Source organism: Streptococcus sp. HMSC074F05, from assembly GCF_001808725.1.
GTDB lineage: Bacteria > Bacillota > Bacilli > Lactobacillales > Streptococcaceae > Streptococcus > Streptococcus parasanguinis_I.
Genome location: NZ_KV794407.1, coordinates 61,571 through 72,220 on the forward strand (window position 1 = coordinate 61,571; position 10,650 = coordinate 72,220).

Here is a 10,650-nt window from a genome sequence, read left to right on the forward strand (position 1 = left end):
AAGCAAGGAAGAAACGAAGCCAAGCACAGAATCAAGTACAGAACCAAGCAAGGAGGAAACGACACCAAGTACTGAGTCAAGTACGGAACCAAGCAAGGAGAAAACAACACCAAGTAGTACAACTACTATTGTTCCTACAAACAGTAACAGTGTTAGTACCGTTGGTCGTCCAGTTTTACCAACAAATTCGTATATTTTAGTAGACCAGGCAACAGGTATCGTCTTGCAAAACCCTGATTTTGCTCAAGGTGGCTATAGTCTCCTTGTTGAAGTTTTGAAAGATGTTAAAGAACTAGCTGGTAAAGAGTACAAGGCATATAATATTCAATTATCGAACCAAAATAATCCTGTACATCAAATTAGTCCAACGGTTGTGACCATTCCAGTCAATGGGCAAAAAGAAGTAGAAGCAGTTTATGGTATCGGTGAAAATGGTCAATTGGAATCCTTCCAATTCCAACTAAATGAAGAAAAGTCAGCCGTAACATTTACAACCTCTCATTTCTCAACTTATGGTGTAGTTTATAAATCTGCAGCAAAAATTGAAGAGAAGAAAGGTGAGAAAAAATTACCATCAACCGGACAAAGTATCTCAATCGCGACGATGGTAGGCGGAGTTCTTTTGACAGTTTTTGGATTTGGCTACTACATCGAAAAACGTAGAACCCATTAAACGATACAGTTTATAAGATACAACAAAAAAGGAAGTGAGAATGAAATCTCTCTTCCTTCTTTTTTAGTCTGCAGTTTGTTCAGATGCTTCTAATTTTTTTCCAAGGTCGATAATATATTGTTTGAGATCATCTTTGACTTGAGGGTGTTTCAAGGCATAGTCAATCGAAGTTTTCATGAAGCCGAATTTATCACCTACATCGTAGCGTTGGCCTTTAAATTCACGGGCAAAGACTCGTTGGGTCTTGTTGAGAGTGTCGATCGCATCCGTCAATTGAATTTCATTGCCAGCACCTGGTTCTTGATTTGCAAGAATATCAAAGATTTCAGGAGTCAAGAGGTAGCGTCCGATAATAGCAAGATCACTTGGAGCATCCTCTGGGTTTGGTTTTTCGACAAAAGTTTCAACGCTATAAAGACCGTTAATGCCTTCGCCTTGAGGTGCGATCACACCGTAAGAAGAAACCTCTTCGTGAGGGACTTCCATCACAGCGATAGTGGACGCATGGGTTTCATCGTAGTCGTTCATCAACTGTTTGGTCAATGGCAAGGCATCATCATTAGTGATGTCCATGAGATCATCTCCCAACATAACGACAAAAGGCTCGTTTCCAACAAAGGCTTTTGCCTGAAGAACAGCGTCCCCTAAACCTCGAGGGTGACTTTGGCGGATGAAATGAAGATTGATCGCTGTTGTATCATTGACCAACTTGAGTAAGTCAGTCTTGCCTTTTTGCTCGAGATTGTATTCCAATTCGAAGTTAGAATCGAAATGGTCTTCGATCGAACGTTTGGCCTTCCCAGTTACGACAAGGATTTCCTCAATTCCAGATTTCAGAGCCTCTTCTACGATGAATTGGATCGTAGGTTTGTCAACGATTGGCAACATTTCCTTTGCCAAAGCTTTGGTAGCTGGGAGGAAGCGTGTCCCTAAACCAGCCGCAGGAATGACTGCTTTTCTAACTTTAGTCATATAGTTTCCTTTCTAAAAGGTAGGATTGATGTTAGGGTGGTTGGCTTATTTCCACTCATTTTCTTCTTTAAATTCATTGCTCATCATGTGGTGGATGGCTTCGCGGATATCTTTCCCTTCATAAATGACTTGGTAAATGGCTTGTGTAATCGGCATGTAGACATCCAGTTCTTGGGCCAGCTCGTGGGCGACTTTGGTCGTAGAGATCCCTTCGATGATCATGCTCATATTGGCTTCGATATCTTCGAGCTTTTCACCACGACCGAGTGCATCCCCAGCTCGCCAGTTACGCGAGTGAACAGAGGTTCCTGTTACTATCAAGTCACCAACACCAGACAGGCCACTATAGGTCAAGGGGCTAGCTCCAAGTTTCACACCGAGACGCGTGATTTCAGCGAGACCGCGCGTGATGATGGCTGCTTTGGCATTGTCCCCGTAGCCAAGACCGTGCAGGGCACCGGCGCCGACTGCGATGATATTTTTTAAGGCACCAGCTGTTTCTACACCGATGACATCCGTATTGGTGTAAAGGCGGAAGTAGTGGTTGCTAAAGAGTTCTTGAACGTAGCGGGCAGCTTCTAGATCTTTTGATGCGGCTGTGATCAGAGTAATATCACGAACGATGGTTTCTTCAGCATGACTTGGTCCAGATACGACCACGACCTCACTGCGAAGAGTCACAGGGATTTCTTCCTCCAGGATCTGGGAAATCCGATCATGTGTACCAGGCTCTAGCCCTTTAGATGCGTGCATAACCGTTACAGGATGATCCAGTGTCTCAGCGACTTGTTTAGCGACCAGGCGGGTCACCTTTGTAGGAACGACAAAAAGGATAGCATCCACACCGTCCAAAGCTGCTTTCAGATCGGTCGTAGCAGTAATCTCTTCGCTAATAACGATGTCTTTGAAATAGCGTTGATTGGTATGAGCGGTATTGATTTCATCGATTTGTTCTTGGATATTTCCCCAGAGACGGACTTCATGGCCGTTATCATTGAGGACTTGTGAAAGGGCTGTTCCCCATGAACCAGGACCCAATACTGCAACGGTTTGTTTTTCCATTGTATCTTCCATTTCTATGTCTATTTTTTCAACAAGGCTAGGAAATCTAGCGCTTGCACCTTCGAAACGGCCGAATGTGTGCCTTGAAGGACGATTCTATTTTCCTCTCTATTTTAACATAATATAGGTAAAAAAACTTGTATGATCATCAATTGTTTTGTGAGGAAGGTGAGGGTGATAAATAAAATCTATCACGGTTTTAAAAAATACATATTAGACACTATCACTAATGGGTGGTAAGATAAGTAGTAGTTAAAATGAAGGAGGAATGAATATGTGCAGAACAATTGTTGGAGTATCCGCTAATCTCTGTCCGGTTGACCCGGAAGGGAAAAACCTTCATTCCTCCGTGTCTAGTCAATTTGCGGAAGGGATCCGTCAAGCAGGTGGACTTCCAATGGTCATCCCGATGGGAGATCCTTCCTTAGTTAAGGATTATGTTGAAACGATTGACAAGTTGATCTTAAGTGGAGGCCAAAATGTCGATCCTCGTCTCTATGGCGAAGAAAAAACCATCGAAAGCGATGATTACAATATCGAACGTGACCAATTTGAGCTTGCCCTACTGAAGGAAGCAGTTCGCCAAAACAAACCGGTTCTAGGAATCTGCCGTGGGGTTCAGTTGATCAATGTCGCTTTTGGAGGAACACTCAACCAAGAGATCGAAGGTCATTGGCAAGGTCTTCCATTTGGGACTTCCCATTCTATCGAGACTAAAAAAGGTAGTGTGGTGGAGCAACTCTTTGGTCAGGCCAGTCGGATCAATTCCGTTCACCGTCAAAGTATCAAGGATCTTGCACCAAATTTCCGTGCGACCGCCTTTGATCCGCGCGATCACACCATCGAAGCGATTGAAGCAGTAGACGGCCATCGGATTATGGGCTTGCAATGGCATCCAGAATACTTGGTAAATGAAGAAAAAGGGAATTTAGAACTCTTCCGTTATTTATTACAGGAATTATAATGAAGTTAGAGATTGGACTTGAGCTGATCTCTTTTTTGTGTCTTAGAAAAGACGCAAAAATACCGGAAATAAGGTCAGAAAACAGTGTGGTCATCAATAAAAAAAACAGGTCCATCTAGCAATGCTAGATGAAAACCTGTTTTAGACTTATTCGTGGCGTTTTTTAGCAACGATCATGCTTCCAGCACCTGCAAGGGCAAGCCCTGCTGCAACAAGTCCAGTACTTACTGTTTCACCAGTAGAAGGAAGACCTTGTTTCTTACCTTCTTTCGATTGTTTACCAGAAGGATGATTTCCTTTCGGTTTATCAGTCGAAGGTGTTGGAGGTGTTGAAGGAGTAGTTGGAGGAGTTGGAGGTGTCTTCTTGTTAACGACATTTCCTTTATCCACTACAAAGTTTGTAGATTTTACATAGTCTTCCACTGTAACAGTGATTGGATCGCTCAACAATTGATAGCCAGCAGGGGCTGTCAATTCCTTGATAACATAATCTTTCGCTTCAAATCCAATGAAGGTTACAAGACCATTCGCATCAGAAGTAGCAGTCGCTTGACCTGCACCATAAGGGTTGGCAACTGGTGTGACACCATCAGCTTCAAAGAGACCAAATACAGCACCTGGAAGAGTTTCACCTTTTTCGTTCACTTTATGTAATTGAATGTTATAAAGTTTTAATTCAGGTTTGTTCACCACTGGAGGAGTTGGTGGGATATAAGTAAATGGTTTGTTAACGACATTTCCTTTATCCACTACACTGTTTGAAGCAACCAAATCACTAGCTGCGATCTTGATGACTTCATCTGATAATTGGTAACCGTCTGGAGCTGAGAGTTCTCTCACTACATAATCTCTTGCTTCTAATCCTGTAAAGGTTACAAGACCATTCGCATCAGAAGTTGCAGTCGCTTGACCTTCACCATAAGGGTTCGCTACAGGAGTCGTACCATCGGCTTCAAAGAGACCGAATACGGCACCAACAAGAGCTTTTCCTTCTTGGTTCACTTTGTGCAATTGGATGCTGTAGAGTTTCAATTCAGGTTTATCAACAGTTGGAGGAGTTGGCGGAATTGAAGTGAATGGTTTGTTGACCACTGTTCCTTTGTCTACGACGAGGTTAGTCGCAGCTTTCAACTCGCTAGCAGAAACTTTAATCACATCTGTTGATAGTTGATAACCAGATGGGGCTGTCAGTTCTTTGATAACATAATCTCTTGCTTCCAATCCTGTAAAGGTTACAAGCCCCTTCTTACCTTCTTCATCTGATGAAGTAGCTGTTGCTTGACCTTCACCATATGGGTTAGCGACTGGAGTAGTTCCATCTGCCTCAAAAAGCCCGAATACTGCACCTGCAAGAGCATTTCCATCTGCGTTAGCTTTGTGCAATTGAATGTTGTACAGTTTCAATTCAGGTTTGTCAACAGTTGGAGGAGTTGGTGGAATTGAAGTGGTTACCAATTTGTTAGTGAAGGATGTCTTATCACCATATGTCACAGAAGCTTTGAGTGTATTGCTTGCATCATCTTTTGTGACAGTTACAGTCGCATCAATATTTCCTTCATCGTAGGTCATTCCTTTTGCTTTGCTTTCAGGAATGACTTCTTTAATCGTGTAGTGGAAGGTTTTTCCTGCGTCCTCTGATGAATATGAAATGTCATCAAAGGTTACCGTACCATCTGCAGCATTTTGTTTTGTTTGAAGAACTTTTCCGGTTTCATCCAACAATTGGAAATTGAATTCGCCATTCTTCAATTCAGCACCTTCTAAAATCTTGCTAGCTGAAATTTTAGCTTTTGCTGGTTTAGGAGCCGTATAAGTGTTGTTAAATGTTTTATTCTCTGGATAGACAAGATCAGCTTTTAGAGCTTGTCCGTCTTGTGTAACCTTCACGGTCACTTGTTTTTCAGTTGTATCATAGGTGACACCTGGTGTATTTCCAACAACTTCTTTTACAGTGTAAGTGTGTTCTCCTGCTTCCTTATAAGAAATCGGATCAAATGTTACCTTGCCGTTTTTATTGGTAACAGTTTGAAGCTTAGTTGCACCCTCGTACAATTCAAAGCTAAACTCACCGTCTTTTAGATCACGACCGGTAAGAGTTTTATCAAGTTCGATGGTAGCTTTTGTTTCTTTTGGCTTATCTTTCGGATTAATAATTGTTTTGGTTACCGAATGATCTGCTCCAAAATCTTCAACATTAACCACAGTATCGGCTTCTTTGATGATATGACCTGAAGGGGCTTCAATTTCAGTTAAGATATATTTATCTTTTAACAGTTTGCCAACAGCAATATTACCATTTTCATCTGATTCAAACTCACCAATGACTTGATTATTAGCTTGACGAACAACTCTAAACTTAGCACCTTTAAGAGGTTGATTTGCATCGTCTACTTTATGGATATTGATTGAGTAAACATAACCAAGACCAGCACCACCAGGAATTTGAACGGCTGCAGCATTCGTTATATTTTTGGTTTCAATACCTATACCTTTAAGAGTTGCTTCATTTCTCAAAACCTCTCCGTCGGCAGGGTCATAATTTAAACGAACATTATAAGCAATACGATATTGGTCATTTTCAGTAACATCACCTAAATCGATAACAAATGATCGACCATCTTCGCTAATTGTAATCTTATGTTGGTCTGTTACATCAACTCTATCAGAGAATACCCATTCACCAGCATCAAAAGAGAATTTACCTTTAATAATTTTAATGCTATCTTTTACGTATGAAGCATTCGTAAATTGTAAGTGATCTTCGAGTGTGGCATTCTTAATATTTTGCTTTGTACGATTGACAGAAATCGTGTATTGAATTTCCCTTTGGTCCCCTGCGTTTACCCAACTAGTCTTTGTTAAAAGTCTTGGATTTCCGTCGCCGACACCAGTAAATGAAACTTTACCAGCAAATTTTGTTTCGTTGTTAATGGTGATTTCTACTGGAACCTCACCTTTTTGAGGGTGTTTTTTGAAATCGATACGAGCGTAAAAGAAGAATGATCCGCTTGTATCGGAGTGTTTTTCAACATAATCCGTATAGGTAATTGTAATGGATTTATTATCTGGGTTTACTTTAGCATTTGCGATAACTTCATTTGTATTTAAATCTCTAATTGGAAACGAACTTGAAGTAATCATCAAAGCATCTGGAACAGTAACTACAGTTGAATCTCCTGCTTTAACATTTTTTCCAGACAAATCAAAATCAGCGTTGATTCGGAAGGTTGCCCACTGTTGTAAGTCCCAGTTGAGATCTCCTCCTTCATTGTTGGATACTTTGATATTTGAAATCGTATCCACGAATTTACCAGTAACGGTTACTCCGGGTGTCTCGGCTGATGTTTTGGTCAGGCTAAGAGTGAAGAGAACCGTTAATAAAGCAAGGATAAATGCAAAAATTTTGACATTTTTTTTCTTATCCATTTTATCTACCCCTTTTTTCATAAAATCCTATTCCCACTATACAATATGGTCAAACTGGTCGAGATCTGTATCCGCTCCGTAAGATCTCAAGTTTCCAAATTGAATCTTGAGAAAGACCTCCATATATTTGTTTTAGTAAGAAAAATATTTTAGTTTTAAAATTATTCCCTACAAAGGGAATTATAGCAAAAATGATGAGTAGCTTCAAGCTTTAAAGGGCGATTTTTGGCATAAATCATATAATAAAATATATTTTCATTTACTTACTATAATTTTCAGAAAGCATACACGAAACTGTCAATAATTTTCCAAAAAAACTAAAAAAATACGAATAGTAGTATAGGAGAGACGCTAGGGCAAAGTGATGGTATAATAGAAGAGATAGAAACTATTTAGAATGAAAGAGGAATCATGATGACAAAAATTCGTGGATTTGAACTTGTATCAAGCTATACCAATCAGGACTTGCTTCCAAAACGGGAGACGGCCCATGCGGCTGGCTATGATTTGAAGGTAGCCGAGCGCACAGTGATTGCACCAGGAGAGATCGTCCTCGTTCCAACTGGGGTCAAGGCCTATATGCAAGCGGGTGAGGTGCTCTATCTCTACGACCGTTCCTCTAACCCTCGCAAAAAAGGCCTGGTCTTGATCAACTCTGTGGGGGTTATCGATGGAGACTACTACGGCAATCCTGGAAATGAAGGTCATATCTTTGCTCAGATGAAAAATATTACCGACCAGGAAGTCGTCCTTGAAGTCGGGGAACGTGTGGTTCAGGCTGTCTTTGCACCATTTTTAATCGCAGATGGAGATGAAGCAGACGGAGTTCGTACTGGTGGATTTGGGTCAACAGGGCACTAAGATGAAGATTATCTTTGTACGTCATGGAGAGCCAGATTACCGTGAGTTAGAGGAGCGTTCCTATACTGGATTCGGGATAGATTTGGCTCCCTTATCTGAGAAGGGAAGGAAACAGGCTCAGGACCTTTGCCAAAACCCCTTGTTCCAATCAGCTGATCTGCTAGTAGCTTCAGCAGTGACGCGAGCATTAGAAACAGCTTCTTATCTGGCTTGTGCTACTGGCCTTCCTTTGAGGGTAGAGCCTTTATTGCACGAATGGCAGGTTTATGAAACAGGTATAGAGAACTTTGAAACAGCTAGATGTCTGTTTTTAGAAAACAAGGGGGAGTTGCTCCCGAATTCTCCTGTTCAATATGAGACAGCTGTAGAGATGAAGTCTCGTTTTCTAGAATGCATGGCTAAGTATCGGGAATATCAAACTGTGGTAGTTGTAACCCATCGCATGCTCATGCGCCAGTTTGTGGCAAATGAGAAGATTGATTTTTGTCAAGTGATTGAGTGTGAGATAGAGATTTAGAAAGAGGTTTATCATCGCAAAGAAAAAAACGACATTTATTTGTCAAAATTGTGCTTATAACTCACCCAAGTACCTAGGGCGCTGTCCTAACTGTGGTTCTTGGTCTTCCTTTGTGGAGGAAGTCGAAGTTGCAGAGGTCAAGAATGCGCGTGTGTCCTTGACGGGTGAAAAGACCAAACCCATGAAACTGTCGGACGTAACCTCCATCAATGTCCATCGTACTAAGACCGAGATGGAGGAATTCAACCGCGTCCTTGGAGGCGGTGTCGTCCCAGGAAGTCTCGTCCTCATCGGTGGGGATCCTGGGATTGGGAAATCGACCCTTCTCCTTCAAGTGTCGACCCAGCTATCTCAAGTGGGAACGGTTCTCTATGTTAGTGGAGAGGAATCAGCCCAGCAGATCAAACTTCGAGCAGAGCGCTTGGGGGATATCGACAGTGAGTTTTATCTCTATGCCGAGACCAATATGCAGAGTGTGCGAGCAGAAGTAGAGCGCATCCAACCTGACTTTCTGATCATTGACTCCATTCAGACGATTATGTCTCCTGAAATTTCAGGGATGCAGGGGTCAGTATCTCAGGTACGAGAGGTGACAGCTGAGCTTATGCAGCTGGCCAAGACCAATAACATTGCTATCTTTATTGTGGGGCATGTAACTAAGGAAGGAACCTTGGCAGGACCTCGGATGCTGGAACACATGGTGGATACGGTGCTCTACTTTGAGGGGGAACGCCATCATACCTTCCGGATCCTGAGAGCGGTCAAAAACCGTTTTGGCTCGACCAATGAGATCGGGATCTTCGAGATGCAATCAGGTGGACTGGTTGAGGTCCTCAATCCGAGTCAGGTCTTTCTGGAAGAACGCTTGGATGGGGCAACTGGATCGTCCATCGTGGTCACCATGGAAGGGACGCGTCCGATTTTGGCGGAGGTGCAGGCCTTGGTGACACCGACCATGTTTGGTAACGCCAAGCGGACGACAACGGGACTTGATTTCAATCGGGCTAGTCTTATCATGGCGGTGTTAGAAAAACGAGCGGGTTTGCTCCTTCAAAATCAGGATGCCTACCTCAAGTCAGCTGGTGGCGTCAAATTGGATGAGCCAGCTATCGACCTAGCCGTAGCCGTAGCCATTGCCTCCAGCTACAAGGACAAGCCGACCAACCCGCAGGAATGTTTTGTCGGAGAGCTAGGCTTGACAGGAGAAGTCCGCCGGGTCAACCGGATCGAACAACGGATCAATGAAGCTGCCAAGCTCGGTTTTACCAAGATTTATGTTCCGAAAAACTCTCTGACGGGGATTTCGACACCATCAGGGATCGAAGTGGTCGGTGTGAGTACACTGTCTGAAGTCTTGAAGAAAGTATTTTAATAGTAGAAAAGAGGCTGGGCAAAAACTGTCCAGTCTTTGATGTTTGATAGTAATAACAGCATGACGCAGTGGTTGATTGGCATCTTTGTTCGCCTTTTAAGCTCCAAAGATGACCTAATCAACTGTGCGGGGGTGGGAAGACGAACTCTTTTTAATTAGTTGGAGTTCTTTCCCACTCCCTTTTTTCAGATGTGACAGATGACAGGAGGTATCCCCTGACAGAAATAGTGAGTTGTGGTAAAATAATAGATGATTTGAATTTCAAAGGAATAAAGGAGAGACCATGTCTTATTTTGATAATTTTTTAACAGCTAACCAAGCTTATGTGGCGCTACATGGAGACCTCCGTCTTCCGATTAAGCCCAAAACACAAGTAGCCATTGTGACCTGTATGGATTCCCGCCTTCACGTGGCACCAGCACTGGGTCTGGCTCTTGGAGATGCCCATATTTTGCGGAATGCTGGAGGGCGCGTGACTGATGATATGATTCGCTCCTTGGTCATCTCCCAGCAGCAAATGGGAACCCGTGAAATTGTGGTCTTGCACCATACAGACTGTGGCGCACAGACCTTTGAAAACGAGGGTTTCCGTCAGCATCTCAAGAAAGAACTGGGAGTGGATGTGGGAGATCGTGACTTCCTTCCCTTTCAAGACATTGAAGAGAGTGTCCGTGAAGATATGGAGCTTTTAAAAGCTTCCCCTTTGATTCCAGAGGATGTGGTGATTTCAGGAGCTGTGTATGATGTGGACACCGGATTGATCTCAGAAGTGAAATAAGCAGATAGAAGAGTATAGGAAGACA

The 10,650-nt window shown here is 42.7% G+C and carries 9 protein-coding genes; 6 read left to right on the plus strand and 3 right to left on the minus strand.

From position 1 onward, the window contains the following. Positions 1-673: LPXTG cell wall anchor domain-containing protein (locus tag HMPREF2685_RS02185; RefSeq protein WP_148130434.1), on the plus strand; the 673-nt coding region annotated here is incomplete at its 5' end. A gap of 63 nt (positions 674-736) precedes the next feature. Here HMPREF2685_RS02185 and galU read toward each other — a convergent pair. Both galU and HMPREF2685_RS02195 read right to left on the minus strand, forming a co-directional pair. After that, positions 737-1,645, minus strand: a complete 909-nt coding sequence (galU, locus tag HMPREF2685_RS02190) for a UTP--glucose-1-phosphate uridylyltransferase GalU (protein WP_003008975.1) — start codon at positions 1,643-1,645, stop codon at positions 737-739. A 45-nt stretch (positions 1,646-1,690) separates the two neighbouring features. Next, complete coding sequence (locus HMPREF2685_RS02195; protein WP_070464999.1) at positions 1,691-2,707, minus strand: NAD(P)H-dependent glycerol-3-phosphate dehydrogenase; 1,017 nt, start codon at positions 2,705-2,707, stop codon at positions 1,691-1,693. Positions 2,708-2,981: 274 nt separating this feature from the next. Here HMPREF2685_RS02195 and HMPREF2685_RS02200 point away from each other — a divergent pair, with 274 nt between their 5' ends. After that, positions 2,982-3,671: a gamma-glutamyl-gamma-aminobutyrate hydrolase family protein gene (locus tag HMPREF2685_RS02200; protein WP_049482564.1), complete on the plus strand. Its 690-nt coding sequence runs from the start codon at positions 2,982-2,984 to the stop codon at positions 3,669-3,671. A gap of 147 nt (positions 3,672-3,818) precedes the next feature. Here the strand turns inward: HMPREF2685_RS02200 and HMPREF2685_RS10925 are convergent, their stop codons facing one another. Beyond that, complete coding sequence (locus tag HMPREF2685_RS10925; RefSeq protein WP_070465002.1) at positions 3,819-7,097, minus strand: SpaA isopeptide-forming pilin-related protein; 3,279 nt, start codon at positions 7,095-7,097, stop codon at positions 3,819-3,821. Positions 7,098-7,511: 414 nt separating this feature from the next. Here HMPREF2685_RS10925 and HMPREF2685_RS02210 point away from each other — a divergent pair, with 414 nt between their 5' ends. From HMPREF2685_RS02210 to HMPREF2685_RS02225, 4 genes are all read left to right on the plus strand, one after another. After that, a complete protein-coding gene (locus HMPREF2685_RS02210; RefSeq protein ID WP_009731797.1) occupies positions 7,512-7,958 on the plus strand; it encodes a dUTP diphosphatase in 447 nt (148 codons plus the stop codon). Next, complete coding sequence (locus HMPREF2685_RS02215) at positions 7,909-8,475, plus strand: histidine phosphatase family protein (protein WP_070465006.1); 567 nt, start codon at positions 7,909-7,911, stop codon at positions 8,473-8,475. The genes HMPREF2685_RS02210 and HMPREF2685_RS02215 overlap by 50 nt, the downstream gene beginning before the upstream one ends. 13 nt (positions 8,476-8,488) lie before the next feature. Continuing rightward, entirely contained in the window at positions 8,489-9,847 is a 1,359-nt protein-coding gene (radA, locus tag HMPREF2685_RS02220) for a DNA repair protein RadA (protein ID WP_398578089.1), read from the plus strand. Positions 9,848-10,130: 283 nt separating this feature from the next. Then, positions 10,131-10,625, plus strand: a complete 495-nt coding sequence (locus HMPREF2685_RS02225) for a beta-class carbonic anhydrase (protein WP_003008959.1) — start codon at positions 10,131-10,133, stop codon at positions 10,623-10,625. Positions 10,626-10,650: the final 25 nt, after the last annotated feature.